Origin of the sequence: Syntrophus aciditrophicus SB (genome assembly GCF_000013405.1) — a bacterium.
Lineage (GTDB): Bacteria > Desulfobacterota > Syntrophia > Syntrophales > Syntrophaceae > Syntrophus > Syntrophus aciditrophicus.
On record NC_007759.1, the window covers coordinates 1,901,888 to 1,916,637 of the forward strand.

General features: G+C 47.7%; 17 protein-coding genes. 13 read left to right on the forward strand and 4 right to left on the reverse strand.

Annotated features, from left to right (window positions below):
* Nucleotides 1-355 precede the first annotated feature (355 nt).
* From SYN_RS15315 to SYN_RS08745, 4 genes are all read left to right on the forward strand, one after another.
* Complete coding sequence (locus SYN_RS15315; RefSeq protein ID WP_011417727.1) at nucleotides 356-1,855, forward strand: diadenylate cyclase; 1,500 nt, start codon at nucleotides 356-358, stop codon at nucleotides 1,853-1,855.
* A complete protein-coding gene (corA, locus tag SYN_RS08730) occupies nucleotides 1,848-2,915 on the forward strand; it encodes a magnesium/cobalt transporter CorA (RefSeq protein WP_011417728.1) in 1,068 nt (355 codons plus the stop codon). The genes SYN_RS15315 and corA overlap by 8 nt, the downstream gene beginning before the upstream one ends.
* Before the next feature lie 147 nt (nucleotides 2,916-3,062).
* Nucleotides 3,063-3,542, forward strand: coding sequence for a flavin reductase family protein (locus SYN_RS08735; RefSeq protein ID WP_011417729.1), 480 nt, complete (start codon nucleotides 3,063-3,065; stop codon nucleotides 3,540-3,542).
* A gap of 627 nt (nucleotides 3,543-4,169) precedes the next feature.
* Nucleotides 4,170-4,415: a hypothetical protein gene (locus tag SYN_RS08745; protein WP_148202533.1), complete on the forward strand. Its 246-nt coding sequence runs from the start codon at nucleotides 4,170-4,172 to the stop codon at nucleotides 4,413-4,415.
* A 97-nt stretch (nucleotides 4,416-4,512) separates the two neighbouring features.
* Here the strand turns inward: SYN_RS08745 and SYN_RS08750 are convergent, their stop codons facing one another.
* Nucleotides 4,513-5,016 (reverse strand): type 1 glutamine amidotransferase domain-containing protein, encoded by a 504-nt coding sequence (locus SYN_RS08750; protein ID WP_041585576.1) that lies wholly within the window; start codon nucleotides 5,014-5,016, stop codon nucleotides 4,513-4,515.
* A gap of 646 nt (nucleotides 5,017-5,662) precedes the next feature.
* On the opposite strand from SYN_RS08750, the gene SYN_RS08755 reads away from it, so the two are divergent.
* Nucleotides 5,663-6,256, forward strand: coding sequence for a hypothetical protein (locus tag SYN_RS08755; protein WP_041584920.1), 594 nt, complete (start codon nucleotides 5,663-5,665; stop codon nucleotides 6,254-6,256).
* A 174-nt stretch (nucleotides 6,257-6,430) separates the two neighbouring features.
* Nucleotides 6,431-6,880, forward strand: coding sequence for an acyl-CoA thioesterase (locus SYN_RS08760; RefSeq protein ID WP_011417734.1), 450 nt, complete (start codon nucleotides 6,431-6,433; stop codon nucleotides 6,878-6,880).
* Nucleotides 6,881-7,001: 121 nt separating this feature from the next.
* On the opposite strand, the gene SYN_RS08765 is transcribed toward SYN_RS08760, so the two are convergent.
* Complete coding sequence (locus tag SYN_RS08765) at nucleotides 7,002-7,421, reverse strand: secondary thiamine-phosphate synthase enzyme YjbQ (protein WP_011417735.1); 420 nt, start codon at nucleotides 7,419-7,421, stop codon at nucleotides 7,002-7,004.
* Nucleotides 7,422-7,560: 139 nt separating this feature from the next.
* Here SYN_RS08765 and SYN_RS08770 point away from each other — a divergent pair, with 139 nt between their 5' ends.
* The 7 genes from SYN_RS08770 to SYN_RS08800 all read left to right on the forward strand — a co-directional run bounded on the left by SYN_RS08770 (nucleotide 7,561) and on the right by SYN_RS08800 (nucleotide 13,436).
* The gene (locus SYN_RS08770) at nucleotides 7,561-8,175 is read left to right on the forward strand and encodes a pyridoxamine 5'-phosphate oxidase family protein (protein WP_011417736.1); all 615 of its coding nucleotides are present in this window, start codon (nucleotides 7,561-7,563) and stop codon (nucleotides 8,173-8,175) included.
* 371 nt (nucleotides 8,176-8,546) lie between these two features.
* Nucleotides 8,547-9,485 carry a hypothetical protein gene (locus SYN_RS08775; protein ID WP_011417737.1) on the forward strand — a complete coding sequence of 313 codons (939 nt, stop codon included), beginning with the start codon at nucleotides 8,547-8,549 and terminating at the stop codon, nucleotides 9,483-9,485.
* 214 nt (nucleotides 9,486-9,699) lie between these two features.
* Nucleotides 9,700-10,629 carry a 2-hydroxyacid dehydrogenase gene (locus SYN_RS08780; RefSeq protein ID WP_049749954.1) on the forward strand — a complete coding sequence of 310 codons (930 nt, stop codon included), beginning with the start codon at nucleotides 9,700-9,702 and terminating at the stop codon, nucleotides 10,627-10,629.
* 144 nt (nucleotides 10,630-10,773) lie between these two features.
* Nucleotides 10,774-11,640 (forward strand): S66 peptidase family protein, encoded by an 867-nt coding sequence (locus tag SYN_RS08785; protein WP_011417739.1) that lies wholly within the window; start codon nucleotides 10,774-10,776, stop codon nucleotides 11,638-11,640.
* On the forward strand, nucleotides 11,637-12,212 hold the full coding sequence (locus tag SYN_RS08790; RefSeq protein WP_011417740.1) for a nucleoside recognition domain-containing protein: 576 nt from the start codon (nucleotides 11,637-11,639) through the stop codon (nucleotides 12,210-12,212). The genes SYN_RS08785 and SYN_RS08790 overlap by 4 nt, the downstream gene beginning before the upstream one ends.
* Nucleotides 12,209-12,739 carry a spore maturation protein gene (locus SYN_RS08795; RefSeq protein WP_011417741.1) on the forward strand — a complete coding sequence of 177 codons (531 nt, stop codon included), beginning with the start codon at nucleotides 12,209-12,211 and terminating at the stop codon, nucleotides 12,737-12,739. Before SYN_RS08790 ends, SYN_RS08795 begins: the two co-directional genes overlap by 4 nt.
* Nucleotide 12,740: 1 nt before the next feature.
* Nucleotides 12,741-13,436, forward strand: a complete 696-nt coding sequence (locus tag SYN_RS08800) for a class II glutamine amidotransferase (RefSeq protein WP_011417742.1) — start codon at nucleotides 12,741-12,743, stop codon at nucleotides 13,434-13,436.
* Between the two features lie 69 nt (nucleotides 13,437-13,505).
* Here SYN_RS08800 and SYN_RS08805 read toward each other — a convergent pair whose 3' ends face one another.
* Together SYN_RS08805 and SYN_RS08810 are read right to left on the reverse strand one after the other, a co-directional pair.
* On the reverse strand, nucleotides 13,506-13,892 hold the full coding sequence (locus tag SYN_RS08805; protein ID WP_202943545.1) for an acyl-CoA thioesterase: 387 nt from the start codon (nucleotides 13,890-13,892) through the stop codon (nucleotides 13,506-13,508).
* A 127-nt stretch (nucleotides 13,893-14,019) separates the two neighbouring features.
* The gene (locus SYN_RS08810) at nucleotides 14,020-14,643 is read right to left on the reverse strand and encodes a hypothetical protein (RefSeq protein WP_011417744.1); all 624 of its coding nucleotides are present in this window, start codon (nucleotides 14,641-14,643) and stop codon (nucleotides 14,020-14,022) included.
* Between the last annotated feature and the right edge of the window lie 107 nt (nucleotides 14,644-14,750).

Sequence of the window (14,750 nt, forward strand, 5' to 3'; positions counted from 1 at the left end):
TTCAGTTTTTATCTGTTAACTCTTACCGGCGGACAAACCCCTGTATTGAGGCCTGCCACCACCAGTTCATGTTTATAATAAAATCTGTCTCTCTCATTTTTTCCCTGATCGTTTTAATATTAACAAGTAACATCCAATGTTGTGATCTTTTAGCAGGAAAAAAGGAATACTGTCAAGGATATTTTTTCGAACTCAAATCACGTGCCCATTGCCGTCCATCATTCCTGCAGAAAGCAAATCTATCGATAATTCAATATGTTCTTGACAGGGTTCGGGGGCTGCACATATAAGATAATCATGGATGTAAAATCAGGCCGACAGATTCCATAATCTTCAAGGTGCAGAGAAGGACATTATGCTGACACGCCTCTGGCCGATACTGAAAAGCTTTCAGATTCAGGATATTCTTGACATCGCCATTATCACTGTCATGATTTCAGCACTACTGATCTGGTTTAAGGACAGGGCATCCCGATTTGTTCTTTTCGGCATCGGTGTTCTGGGTCTTATCTATATCCTGGCCCGTTTCTTCCAGCTCTATCTGACAACCCTCGTATTGCAGGGCTTTTTTGCCATTTTTCTTTTCGTAATCGTCGTCATCTTTCAGGAAGATCTTCGACGGTTTTTCGAAAGACTCGCCCTCTGGGGGCGCTTCAAAATCAGCCTGCGCGACGTGGCTTCTTCCCATTCCAGTGCGGAGATCATCGCCCATACCGCCGCAAATCTTGCCCGGCAGCGCATCGGCGCCCTGATGGTCATTGCGGGCAACGAACCTCTGGACCGACATCTGACCGGGGGAGTCCGACTGGATGGCCTTCTCAGCGAACCCCTCCTTGAAAGCATTTTTGACCCTCATTCCAAGGGTCATGACGGCGCAATAGTCATTCGGGACGACCGTATTGAACTGTTTGGCTGTCATCTTCCGTTGACCAGCAACATCCCTCCCCACAGTCGCTATGGCTTGCGTCATACTGCCGCCCTCGGCCTGTCCGAAAGATCCGACGCCCTCTGCATCGTTGTTTCAGAAGAGAGAGGCACTCTATCCCTCGCACAGGGTGAGCAGTTGAATCAGGTTGAAAACGCGTCCGAACTGAGGAGCGCCCTGGAAGACTTTTATGCCCGTAATGCCCCTCCACGACCACAACATCCCGTTCTTGCCTGGCTGAAGGAAAATCCCAAGGAAAAAGTCATTGCCTTTGTTCTTGCCATCATTCTCTGGCTTACGTTCGGTTATCAGAGGGACTCGGTCCGAAGGGATTTTACCGCTCCCATTGAATACGTCAATCTCGCTCCCGACTGGGTGCTGGAAGGCACCAGGAACACCGACGCCGTAGTCACTCTTACCGGATCATCCCAAGCTTTCAGGCTCTTGAATCCGGAAAGGCTCAAGGTTTCCATTGATCTCGCAAAAACTCAACCCGGGAAGCAGGAAATCTCATTGACCGGAGACCTGGTCACAGTTCCTCCAGGCCTGACTGTAGTCGGAATCAAACCGGAACGCATAACGATCACGGCGTCGCGATTTACCGCCGTGACTGCTTCCATTGAAGCGGTTGTCAAGCTGCCTTCCAACGACTGGATCGTGCAGAGGACCACTCTTATACCGTCTTCCGTCAGAATTCTCATACCCTACAGAGAGCGATCCAGGCATTTCCAGCTGAAAACGGAACCCATTTCCCTGCATCCCACAACAGATGCTCAGACCCACACCGCCATTCTGATTATGCCAGCGGAAGTTCGTCTCGAAGGCGGTAAAATACCTGAGGTCACAGTCAACGTAAAACTGAAAAAAAGGATCAGCACACATCCTTCACAAGCCCCAAGACCTTCCACGGAGATGACGGAAGATGGTTAGACCCGGGAAAACCCGATCGGGGAAAGTGGGCCTGCCGCCTGGTTCCCTCGTTCATATCGGGGAAAAAACTGCGGAAAAGACGAAAATCTCACTGATTCATTATAATGAACAGACTCTGCAGAGGATGGACATCCAGCAGATATCCGCTTGTGCTTCCTTTCTTCAAGAAACGGGAATCAGCTGGATCAGCTTCGAGGGCATTCCGGAAATTCCCGTCCTGGAAGAGCTCGGTTTGAAATTCGGCCTCCACCCTCTGACCCTCGAAGACATCCTGAACACGGACCAGCGTCCGAAAATGGAGGATTATGGTGATTACCTCTATATCGTGCTGAAGATGTTCTACTTCGACAATCCAGGAAAAGTCGACATTAAATCGGAACAGATCAGTATTATTTTAGGCGCCAATTTTGTGATTTCCTTCCAGGAACAGGCCGGCAGCATATTTCAACCCATCAGAGAACGACTCGACAATGCCAGAGGACGGCTGCGTAGAAGCGGCCCGGATTATCTGACCCACGCGTTGATTGACGCAATTGTGGATCATTACTTTCTTATTCTTGAAAATTCAGGGGAAAGAATAGAACTGCTCGAACAGGCACTGATTAAAAGCCCCTCTGCCGGAATGCTTGATACCCTGCAGGGGCTGAAGAAAGAGATGATCCTGCTGCGAAAGTCACTCTGGCCTCTCCGGGAGATGATCAGCACCATGGAGCGATCAGAATCCCCGTTGATAAGCAAATCGTCCGTTGTTTATTTCAAGGACATTTACGATCACACCATCCATATCATCGACACCCTGGAAACCTTCAGGGATATGCTGTCCGGCATGATGGACATCTACCTTTCCAGTATAAGCAACCGGATGAACGAAGTTATGAAGGTGCTGACCGTCATCGCGACTCTCTTTATGCCGCTGACCTTCATCGCCGGGATTTATGGCATGAATTTCAAATATATGCCGGAACTGGAGTGGCGGTGGGGCTATGCCATGGTATGGGGAATTCTACTGACCATCGCGGGTCTTATGGTGCTCTACTTCCGCAGAAAGAATTGGTGGTAACTGTTCCGCCTGTCGTTTTCGGGTTTACGGACACACCCCACCGGCGTATTGAAGAAACTCCATCTCAAAATATAATGAATAGTCAGAGAGATACAACCGGTACTTAAAGCTTTATATGGAAACAACTTCTTAGAATCCGAGGCGATTATGGAAAAATCATGGCAGGATGTGCTCGACAGGTTTCATTATGGGATTTACCTGATCACAGTTTCATCAAAAGAAGGATATAACGGCATGATTGTCTCCTGGGTAACCCAATGTTCTCACGAACCGCCTCTCATTGCCGTGTCGATCAGGAAAAACCGTCTCTCTCATGAACAGATTCTGAAATCAGGGATATACTGCCTTAATGTCCTGCCGAAGGAATCCATCGCTGTAATCAAACAGTTCAAGATTGCAGACTGGAAGAAAAAATTCGATGCAGTCCGATACAACCCGTCGCAGAACGGTCTTCCCGTACTTGACGACTGTATTGGATATCTGGACTGTACTCTGGAAAAGACAATAGATACGGGCGATCACACCCTCTTTGTCGGGAAAACCATCGGGGGAGCCGTCATTAACGGGGACAAAACGATGACCCTGTCCACACGGGACTATCAGGGCATATATCGGGGAACTCAATAACCCCCTCTCATTCCGCACCAGGAAATTCATTTCAGGGTAAATCCACTTTTCCATGGATGATGCCGGATTACGCAGACGATTGATGTTTTGTGCTTCCTTCTGAACAGGACAAGAACGGGCAAGGCTATCGAAGGTTAGAACGAAATACCGCGGATACACATCGGGGCAGGAACGCTAAACCTTAGGTTAAACTCTTAATATTTTTTTCATTTCGTCATCCATACTTCCTGCTGAATTCATTCTTTTTATCTTGCTTTCATGTGGACACCATTCCATGGACCGAATTTTCGTGGAAATTCAATATAAATAGATTTATCTATTTGTTATCATTAACGTTATCGATTGCACAAATCTTATGCAAGTCGATCAATAGTCGTAGTTATTGCTTACTTATCCCTTTTGTCAACAGAGTTATCCACAGACTTTTCCACAGACCTGTGGATGTTGAAATCTCTCATCCTTATCCTTACTCTAATATCTTAATTTTTCACTGTTCGGGGCAGATTCCCGATACCGGCAAAGGAAAACGGTTTGAAAAGATAAAAAATTTCTTTTTTTTTGAAATTTCTGCGCTAAAAGGGAGTCTGTCCGAGGAATATATGTGCCGCAGCAAAAGGGGTTATGAAGATGGATACGGAAATCATTTTCTGGAAAGCGATCGAATTGGAACCGGGGTGTGAAATGGTGCTATCCTTTACCACCAGGGAGGCAAGAAATGCCGCGGCAAATTCACTCAAAATTCGGCGTCGGCTGATGTTTCAGGAATACAATCTTTTTGAAGCTGAATATCTCTCGATTGAAGAGGATGAAGACCCTCATGGTGCATACCTTATTAGAATCATGAGGAATTTTAATCCCACAGCGTGTGCGTGAACTCACTTTGAGAAATATGGAAATATAATGAAGAATCTGTTTCCTGATGGCTGTCTGTTTCGGGTTCAAAAATTCCACCTGAAATAGAAGTGGAAGGTCACAGCCCGAGCTGCTTCATCATTTCACGCATGAAAGCGGGAAAATCAGAAGGCTGCCGGGACGTGACCAGATTGGAATCAACAACCACTTCCCGGTCCTCATAGAGTGCGCCTGCCCTTTTCAGTTCGGCAGCCACTGTTTTATAGCAGGTGGCGCGTCGTCCCTCCAGAAGGCCGGCACTGATCAGGATCTGCGGCCCGTGACAGATAGCGGCGATGGGTTTGTTCCGCGCAGAGAAATACCGTGCTATCTCCAGAGCCTTCTGCTCTTTTCTCAACAAAGCCGGCGCTTTCCCGCCAGGCAGGACCAGGATCGCATAATCGGAAGGATCGACCTCATCAAGGGTTTTATCAGCGACCACTTCATATCCGTGTATACCCTTGATTGCACCTCGCCTCAGGGAAGCTACAACGACTTCGACGCCCACTTCCTTAAGCCGGTAATATGGAAACAGCAGCTCGGAGTCCTCAAATTTGTCCGCACTCAGAATCAAGGCTTTCATATCCCCTCCAAAAAACGCGGATTTTCTCTCCGCTCTGTCAGCCATTCTATTCAGGCTGGTTTTCAACGATGTTCCAGTTCCATGTTTCTAATCAAAACTCATTCTCAGGATCGCGTCCGGTCAACTCTCATCATTAGTCTCAGTTTACTTATTTTGATCGGAGATCTCAATATGGTTTCCTGGTTCCGATCTGACGAGTCGCTTTGAGGAGCACAACCGGGAACACATTGACCATTAATATAAGTATTTAATTTATATATTGATTCCAGATATTCCCTGTTCTTGACTTTTCAATCCTGTTGAGAGAAAGTAAAATCGAACTGATTAAAGAAGCTCCTGCAAGATTTTTCAATTATCGTCCATATTTCGACGGACTCTCAATTTCGCACACCTCTGAGGCAGACGCCCAGCATATGCGGACTCTGTTATTTGACGCTGATGGAAAGCAGGTTTAAAATCATAAAATAAACATTACTCTTTGTTTGCAGGGTAAGATGGCAGCATTTTGAATGCCGCTCTACATGCGGAGGTAGAACATGAAAAAGATAACAGCTTGTATAGCTTCAGTCATAGTGATGCTCTTCACAAGTCCTGTAATCGACCAGGGCATTCGGTCAAGGCGGACATCGCGCCGGAGGCGGCTCTCATGGAGGAAGTCCTGTGTATCGCGGGAGCAGCCCTCGAACCGGAAGCCCTGGCTATCGCGGAAGCAGTCCTCGAACCGGAAGCCCTGGCTATCACAGAGGCGGCAGTGTTTATTACCGCGGATTCAGACCTTACACGAGACCTCCTTTTTACCGCGGCGGAAGCCCTTATGGCAGTCGTTATCATGGTCGGGCTGGTTATTATTATCCCGGAGGTCGTTATTACGGCCGGGGAGCATATCATCATAGAGCTTACTGGCACGGAAGTGTCTGGATTGGCGCCGGGTTTGGCTGGTACGGATGGGGGCCGTCATGGTGGTGGGGTTACCCGTACTATTCATATTATTATCCATACTATTATGTCCCGTATTATTCTTATTACTATCCTTACTACGCAGTCCCGCCCACGGTGCAACCGGCCCCGGACCCGTCAACAGAAAAGCACTTTATATATCCACGAGAGGGCCAGAGTGAAAAGCAACAGGCGGAAGATCAATATCAGTGCCACCGCTGGGCGGTTGAAAAAACCGGCTTTGATCCAACAACAGTCAAGCCGGGAGAACAGGAAGGTCAGAGCCAGGCGAATCGTTTATTGAATGACTACTGGAATGCAATGAGCACCTGCCTCGACGCTCTCGGGTACACAGTGAAATAATTGCATTCAATAAAACTATCATCTGTGGTGGATATTTAAAGACGCGAATCCATAAATGATCGGAGCCGGGTTTGCATATATTATTTCAATGTTTCCAGCGTGACAAAGGAGGTTTATGCCGCGAGTCAAGATAGACTTACCGGATACATTCGATTTCTCAACGGATATTCGCCTGCGTTTCCGCGATATCAACGCGGGGCGGCATTTGGCCCACGACGCCGTCCTCTCCCTGGCTGAAGAGGCACGCTTCCTCTTTCTGGAGCATTTTGGCTACGCTCATTTGAACATCGAGGGGTATGGGTATGTTGCCGCAGATGCCGCCGTTGTTTACAAATCGCAGGCATATTTCGGGCAGGTGCTCCGGATCGAGGTGGCTGTCCGGGATTTTAAGCGAAAATCCTGTGATTTTGTTTATCGGCTCAGCAACAGGGAAACCGGACAAGAAGTGGCCCGCGCCAAAACCGGCATCGTTTTCTTTGATTACGAAACCCAGCAAGCGGTGATTGTTCCCGAAAGGTTCCGATCAAGGTTCGAAAGCAGAAGTCTATCCGCTCATAAAAATTGAAAAAATATAACATCAAGCGCGTGGAATGACGATCAATTAACTTTCCCTGACCAGAAGTGAGTCGACAGTCTTCCGTTACTCCCAGGGCGATACTTTGTCAGAAATCTCTATCAGCAGAAAGTCATTCACCGATGATCTTCACAAGCACCCTCTTTCTCCTTCTTCCGTCAAACTCGCCATAAAAGATCTGTTCCCAGGGCCCAAAATCCAGTTTCCCCTTCGTGATTGCAACAACAACCTCTCGCCCCATGATTTGTCTTTTCAGATGGGCATCGCCGTTATCTTCCCCTGTTCGGTTATGCTGGTATCTTGAAATCGGTTCATGCGGCGCAAGATTCTCCAGCCATTTTTCATAGTCCTGATGCAATCCAGACTCATCATCGTTTATGAAGACGGAAGCTGTGATATGCATGGCATTGACCAGAACCAGCCCCTCGGATACGCCGCTTTCATTCAGGCATCGATTTACGTGATCGGTAATGTTGACAAACCCTCTTCGCACGGGTACATTGAACCACAATTCTTTGCGATAAGATTTCATGACCCTTCCACCCCCATGTTTTCATCGTCGGTATTTTAAGAAACGAACATAAAATTCTGTGAAGTTGCTTTTTTAACACGGTTTTAAAACAAACATACAGATAAAAAACTTTGTCTGCCTCACTGGCATAGGAACTTATATGATCTTCGGAAAAAAGGAAAATGTCTCCACTCTGGATGACGTTCTCGAATCAAGTTGGAGGCTTCTCCATGAAGGTGCTCGTAACTTCAGGGACCCGTTCCACCAGGCAACCCTTACCACCATGGACGGCAACAAGCCTCAGAGCCGGATCATCATTCTGAGAGAGTTTATAGAAGAAAACAGGACCCTGATCTGTCACTGTGATGCCCGGGGTTCCAAGGTTTCACAGATCCGGGACAATCCCAATGTAAGCTGGCTCTTCTATAACTCCGACAAGTGGCTGCAACTGCGTCTTTCCGGAACAGCTTCGGTCCATACCGACGACAAAACGGCTGAATCACAATGGGAAAAGGTGCCCTTTCATCATCGAATCAACTACTGCGCCGAAATCCCGCCAGGCTCCCCCACGGAAAAGCCGACTTCGGGAATTCCTGATTTTCTTCGGGATAAAGCACCGAAAATACTTGACATCCCGGAGGCCCGTAAAAACTTTGCCGCTATTGTCTGCCGATTCAATGAAATGGATTGGCTGCTGCTGAAATTGACGGGGCACATCCGAGCGAAATTTACCTGGAAAGACAATCGAAGAGACGCATCCTGGGTTATTCCCTGATCACCGAACTATGAATCTCGATGATCCTAAAATGTTGAACTCCATCAATCCGCCTTATTGAGATACTCTTCTTGAATTTAATCCGACATTATTAGACATACGAAAATCAGTAATGATCGTACGTGAAGGCAGTGTCATTTCCTCTTTCAGAGCAGGTCTCAGAACCGGGGCCATTTGCCCGCCGGGACCAACCGTGTGAACGCATATCCGGTATTTTTTGAACAAGTCTATTCAGGTCATTTCCGGGATATCGGACTTAAGAATCATTCGGGGAACAAACGGGAATCAAAGGCTGTGATAGCCATAGATTAAAATCGATAAATTTTTGTCATGGATTTTTTACAGTTATACTCATATGTGCTGAGCAAACAATGACAGAGCGCATACAAGCCGCGGACGATCTTCTTCTCAGATGGCATGAGCTGGAGCGTCACACTGAACGGCTGAAAAATGATCTGATCCGGATGGATACGGATATAGACCTTAAAAAGGCCGAGTCAGCCTATGCGTCGCTGATGCGTCTGTATGTTATGCAGCTTTCTTTGCGGGCGCAGGCGGAAGACATTATTCAAACAATTCCGGATTACGATCCGGATTATGAACTGGCATCAGAAATTCGAATCCTTATTGCGCTCATCGAAATTCTTTTCTCACCGAGATTTGACATAACAGGAAAATATGGGAAAAGCGTGGCTGAGGCATTTCGCGACTCAGGAATTCCCTTATCCCGCCAGCTCGCATTCCTGGTTCTGGCGGCATTTTGCGAACTGTATCTGCAGCATGCCAAAAATAAAAATGCCATATTTCCGCTGAACGAATGGCTCTGCTTCAAATCAGTATGCGCTCAGTGCCTGTCTGATTATCTGGATTGCATCGATCAAATCTGTTCTGTCTATGATCAGCATTTGTCATTCAGCAAAGATTTGGCGTCCCATGAAGAAATCACCCTGGCCCTCAAGGAACTCGTCAAGATTGGCTGGGAGAGACACCAGGGCCTCCGGATAGCAAAATTTCTGTATCAGCGTGCACATGGGCAGGAAACGGAGGAGGACGAACGCGTATTGTCAGAAGAGGTGCGAAACAATTTAGCGAAGTTCAACATTCGCCTCAAACGAAGGATGAAGCTTACCTGCATAACAGGCTTCGTTTCCGGATATTGCACGGAACGTGGCTGCCCGAAGCGTTTTGTTGTACAGGCGGAGATTCGCAATCAGTTGAGAGCGCTTGAACCGGCCATCTGTCCGGAATGTGGTATTGCAATCATCCCCGAGAAAATCATGACAATCCTAAAAGGTGAACTCAAAGAGTAAGTTTCCGTCAATCATTGAATTTTCGTAACTGAAAGTTACTCTGTCCCTATATGGTTATCTCCGGGCAAATGTAAAAATAGAGAGGCCTGAAATTCAACTTTCATCCCTTCCATATCCTTCATGAGTATTATCTTGACAGGAAAAACTGTTATTAATAAACTCCGTGCCGCAACAAAGAAATTTCCATCACATGAATAAAAAAGGAACTTCGTTGATGAACATCCGCGTACTTGCCACCTCTACACTGGTCGGTCCATACATCGACGAATTAGGACTGCGCTTTCCTGAATTATGTGTCGCTCCCTGTCGGTCTTCTGCCTGGAAAGCGGGGCTCGCCAGCGCGGAAGCCCTCATCGTTCTTTTATCCGAGCCACTGACCGAAGCGGACCTGGACCTTTGTCCGAACTTGAGGGTCATCGGCACGTACTCTGTGGGAATCAACCACCTTCCCATCACCTCTTGCCAGTCCCGCGGCATCCGCATAGTAAACACACAGGGAGTCTTAACGGATGCCACGGCCGATCTGGCCTTGACACTCCTTTTGTCCCTTACCCGACGGGTACGGGAAGGTGAAGCACTCGTGCGGTCCGGTCATTGGAAGGGCTGGGCTCCCGATCTCCTCCTGGGAACCGGTCTTACAGGAAAGACGTGTGGAATTCTCGGCTCCGGTCCTATCGGCCGGGCTTTTGCGCGGCGAGTCTGGGCCATAGGCATGAAGGTCATCTTCTGGAACCGGGAAGGCAATCAGAAACCGGTGGATTTCGGAGTGGATATCGCTGCGCGTCTGCCTCTTGATGAGCTGCTGCGCCAAAGCGATGTGCTCTCCCTGCACTGCCCGCTGACGGATACGACTCGCGGCCTTCTCAACCGCGAGAAGCTGGATCTGCTGCCCCATGGAGCCTTTCTCATCAACACGGCCCGGGGCGGAATACTCGATGAACAGGCGGTTATGGAACTTCTTCACCAGGGAAAGATCGGTGGTGTCGGTCTGGACGTCTACGAGAATGAACCGGATCTGGATCCCCAGTGGCTTGTGGCACCGCGAACCGTGCTCCTTCCCCACCTTGGTTCTGCGACTCTCGAGACGAGGGAAGCGATGGCGAAGTTGCTCTGCGATGGGATCGCTGAATCCCTGCTGACCTGAAACGAAGCCGAACCGGGCATTGGATGCAATACCAGGGGAGATTCTCGATCTGCCAAGATTATCGCACATGATCATACAGGCTGCTGTTGCCCTGATAACGACATGATCTCTCGAGCGTCATTTTAATTTTCCGAGGTCCTCTTTTTGAAGAATGTCTTCATTATCACCCCAAGTTATCTGATCCGGAAAAAGCGCGACTTCAACCGCGGGATCAGACAGCTCTTTTCACTGGGTTTTAATGTCCTGAATCCGGAATTCCCGATCGCTCCTTCATCGCCGCAAGAAAAAGCGAATCAGATACACAGGGCTTTTTCCAACCCCGATGTCGATGTGATTCTGGCTCAGAGGGGTGGATACAGCGCAATGAAAACCCTGCCGTTCATCGATTTCGATTTCCTGAAGAAACATCCCGGAATTCTTGCCGGTTTCAGTGATGTAAGCGCTTTGCTCAATCCCATTTCCGAGCACACCGGACTGGTTACGCTCCATGCCCCGATGGTAGCCAATCTTGGAACTCCGACAGCCTTTACGGTCAGGTCCTTTATGAACGCCGTTAACGGGTGGCCCGAAAAAAACCTCTTCAAAGGCGCCCCGTTGAAGGTCTTCAATCCCGGTTTTGCCAGGGGCATTTTGAAGGGCGGCAATCTCGTCACCCTGACGGCTCTGATGAATACAAAATGGGAAATCGACACGGATCGATCGATTCTTTTTTTTGAAGACGTCGACGAAAAACTCCATCGGGTCGATCGCTGTCTGACCCAGTGGATCCTCGCCGGAAAATTCGACGGCGTTCAGGCTGTCATTCTCGGAAATTTCCGTGGAATCAGAAGCAGGCAGGTTTATGAGATTCTTGCCTCACAGATGGAAATAACGATTCCTGTTATTTCCTGTCCCTGGATCGGCCACGTTCAGAACAAGATCACCCTTCCGGTCGGAGCACAGGTGGAGTTGAATACGGAGAGGAAGAGTCTCGTTATCACCGAGCTCTCCCTGCCTGGAGTCCGATCATGAACATGATCTGGTTGATCCTGATCTCGGTCAGCATCGTTTTCGCCGTTTTTACAGGAAACTTGGAACCCTTTACCAAAGCGATATTCGATGGCGCCAAATCGGCGGTGGAAACATCCCTGTACCTGCTGGGCATCGTATCAGTCTGGATGGGAATCACCAGGATTCTGGAAGACTCCGGGTTGATTTATCGGATCGCCCATGCATTCCAGCCGATCATTTCCCGGCTTTTCAAAAACATCCCGGGGGACCACCCTTCCATTACCGCGATCACCCTCAATGTCCTGGCCAATCTCCTGGGACTTGGCAATGCCGCCACCCCTCTGGGAATCAAAGCCATGCAGGAACTCGATACCCTTAACCCGGACAAAGGGGCAGTCACATTTGAAATGATGATTTTTGTTATCCTGAACACCGCCAGCATTCAGTTGATTCCCTTTACAGTAATCGGCATCCTTGCAGCCTTCGGCGCGGAAAATCCGGCAGAGGTCGTTGTGCCGGTATTGATCGCCACGTTCATTTCAGCGGCAACGGCACTGATTATCCTCTTCTCTTTCAGGAAGATCCTTAAATGATTGAGCATGTCAGTTATCTATCCCTGATTATTATTCCCCTGTTCATTCTGTTCACGGTGCTTTACGGAACGTTTAAAAAAGTCCGTGTCTATGATTCCTTCGTTGCCGGAGCAAAAGAAGGTCCGGGTATCATCCTGAACATTTTCCCCTACCTGTTGACGATTTTTGTCGCTATTAAATGTTTTCAGGCTTCGGGAGCCTTCGATTGCCTCAGAAATATTTTTTACAGCGCCTTCGCTTTTCTGGATATCCCGATCGAAGTCATCTCCATGGCTCTTATCAAACCTCTTTCCGGCAGCGCATCAACCGCGCTGTTTACCGACATCGTCAAAACAGCCGGACCGGATTCGACAGCAGCTCGAATGACCGCCGTGATCATGGGCAGTGCGGAGACGACCTTTTATGTTCTTGCTGTTTATCTTGGAGCAGTCAGCATCAGCAGAACGCGCTATCTTGTGCCCGTCTGTCTGGCTGCCGATTTCATCGGAATCATTGTCTCCATCATCGTTGTGAGGTTGTTTTTTTAACATGTGCCGGCTTCTTGGCATCACGAATTTCGAATTTTCAAAGCATCAGCAGATCGTCCTGAACTTCTGCGAACTCGCCCGCAGCGGCATGGTCATGAAAGGTGATCCTCCCGGACATGCAGACGGATGGGGGGTGGCATTTTATCAAAACGGGGAACTGGAAGTTTATAAAAGCGGCGGCAACCTCCTCGAAGAGACAGATCAAGCCCTGGAACTTCTCAGCAAAACCCGCGAGTGCCCGGTTGTGATCCTTCATCTGCGCAAATCCGCCTGGAAAAACACCACTTCGTTCCGGCACGCCCATCCCTTCCGATACGGAAATGTCGCTTTTGCCCATAACGGCACGGTCTACGATTATAAAGAACTGATTCCAGACATCACGCCTTCCGTTCTTCGCAAAGACGCTCTTGATACGGAAGTTTTTTTCCATCATTTCATGAGGAATCCCTCTCCTGAACTGGGGAAGGCCTTTCTCCATACCGTGTCTTTGATCAAAAGCCTCTGTCGCTATTCTGCACTCAACTGTCTTTTCAGCGACGGGCTCAAACTGTTCGCTTACCGGGATTATTCCAGGGAACCGGCCTACTATTCCCTTTTTAAAGCATTCTCCGGGAACTCATGTTTTATTTCTTCCCAGACTCTTGATAAAATCACCTGTTGGGAGTTGATGAAAAAGGAAGAGTTTCTTGTGGTATAACTGTACGGAACGGAGAATGAACGGCGAATCCCGTTGCTGAAAAGGGCATGATGAAGAGATTCCTCTTTTTTATGTCGTCAGAGCTTTCGCTCTTTCCTGAATGATGATGTCTTCTTCTCTGAGAACCTCGATGGAGAGTCCATGTGGCATTGGACGCCCGTCAGCGTTTACATGGACAAAGGAGATAAAGCCATCGACAACGAATTCATCGTTTTTGCTCTTAACGACCTTCACGTAAGAGACAAGTCGGGTCTTACCGGTAAGAACCACCTTGGATTCAAAGCGAAGGACGGTGCCCTTTGGAACAGGATTTTTAAAAAGCATCCCATGAATATTGACACAAACGATGTTTTCCGGCGCGGTCAGATTGGCGGCGGCAATAAAGCCGGCTTCGACAAACCACTTAGCCCCTTGACCGGCAAAGAGGGTGCCGTGATGATTCAAATCTGAACCCATAACAACATGATGTATTTCATAAGTTTTTAAGACCATATGTCACCTTCCCTTGTTGGCTGTCTTTAGACAGAATTACCGGCAAGGGCGTTATCCGCCCTCTTGCACAGCCCTCTCTGATTCCTCCCTCTCAGGGATAATCTGAACTGTTAGAATTAACCAGAATGAGCCGTTTTTCCATGTCCTGCTTTGCTGCAGGATGTCGATTATCATGAGGGTTTTCTAAGAATATCTCTAATAATTCCTTTAAATCATCTAATTTGATCCTTACGGCGTCTGACACCCATTCCGATAAGGAAATCCCCTTATAAGCTACCAACATTTTAAGTATATTTGATGTTTCACTGTCTAAACGAAAATTAAATACTTCAGAGTTTTGTCGAGAAATATTTTTATCCTTATTCTCATGAGCATTGATTTGACGAATATTAGACCTTCGGGAGAAATAATCATTAATTTTATGATGTAATTCATGATCTGTATGATCTTTGAGAACTGAAATAATTTTCGTAGGATTTCCACGGAAATATTCCAGTAATGCATCCTTAAACTCTTCAATATCATTGAAGCCGAGTCGTTTTCGACAAGCGTCCCCTATTGTTTGATATGTTGTCTGATAACTTCTCGCGACTTCCTTTATCCCGACATTGATGGATGAAGTTATTGATAAGCCGCTAAAATAACGTCTTTTTGATATTTCGATGACCTCTAATACCTGGTCAACTGTTTTTGACCGGAGCTTATTCGTTATCATGGATATTGTCCCTTATCACTTTTGCGGTCATATGGCGATCCCTTGCCTTAATCGGCCTTTTTTTAAACAAAGGCGGATTTTTTTATTTTTTGGTGAGGAGGTGGCGG

Excerpts from the sequence above, each read along its gene's own strand:
- SYN_RS08775 (WP_011417737.1), top strand. The coding sequence starts at position 8,547 with ATGACAGAGCGCATACAAGCCGCGGACGATCTTCTTCTCAGATGGCAT.
- SYN_RS08805 (WP_202943545.1), bottom strand. The coding sequence starts at position 13,892 with ATGGGTTCAGATTTGAATCATCACGGCACCCTCTTTGCCGGTCAAGGG.
- SYN_RS08795 (WP_011417741.1), top strand. The coding sequence starts at position 12,209 with ATGATTGAGCATGTCAGTTATCTATCCCTGATTATTATTCCCCTGTTC.
- SYN_RS08755 (WP_041584920.1), top strand. The coding sequence starts at position 5,663 with ATGGAGGAAGTCCTGTGTATCGCGGGAGCAGCCCTCGAACCGGAAGCC.
- SYN_RS08790 (WP_011417740.1), top strand. The coding sequence starts at position 11,637 with ATGAACATGATCTGGTTGATCCTGATCTCGGTCAGCATCGTTTTCGCC.
- SYN_RS08760 (WP_011417734.1), top strand. The coding sequence starts at position 6,431 with ATGCCGCGAGTCAAGATAGACTTACCGGATACATTCGATTTCTCAACG.
- SYN_RS08810 (WP_011417744.1), bottom strand. The coding sequence starts at position 14,643 with ATGATAACGAATAAGCTCCGGTCAAAAACAGTTGACCAGGTATTAGAG.
- SYN_RS08735 (WP_011417729.1), top strand. The coding sequence starts at position 3,063 with ATGGAAAAATCATGGCAGGATGTGCTCGACAGGTTTCATTATGGGATT.
- SYN_RS08745 (WP_148202533.1), top strand. The coding sequence starts at position 4,170 with ATGGATACGGAAATCATTTTCTGGAAAGCGATCGAATTGGAACCGGGG.
- SYN_RS08780 (WP_049749954.1), top strand. The coding sequence starts at position 9,700 with ATGAACATCCGCGTACTTGCCACCTCTACACTGGTCGGTCCATACATC.
- SYN_RS08770 (WP_011417736.1), top strand. The coding sequence starts at position 7,561 with ATGATCTTCGGAAAAAAGGAAAATGTCTCCACTCTGGATGACGTTCTC.
- SYN_RS08765 (WP_011417735.1), bottom strand. The coding sequence starts at position 7,421 with ATGAAATCTTATCGCAAAGAATTGTGGTTCAATGTACCCGTGCGAAGA.
- SYN_RS15315 (WP_011417727.1), top strand. The coding sequence starts at position 356 with ATGCTGACACGCCTCTGGCCGATACTGAAAAGCTTTCAGATTCAGGAT.
- SYN_RS08800 (WP_011417742.1), top strand. The coding sequence starts at position 12,741 with ATGTGCCGGCTTCTTGGCATCACGAATTTCGAATTTTCAAAGCATCAG.
- corA (WP_011417728.1), top strand. The coding sequence starts at position 1,848 with ATGGTTAGACCCGGGAAAACCCGATCGGGGAAAGTGGGCCTGCCGCCT.
- SYN_RS08750 (WP_041585576.1), bottom strand. The coding sequence starts at position 5,016 with ATGAAAGCCTTGATTCTGAGTGCGGACAAATTTGAGGACTCCGAGCTG.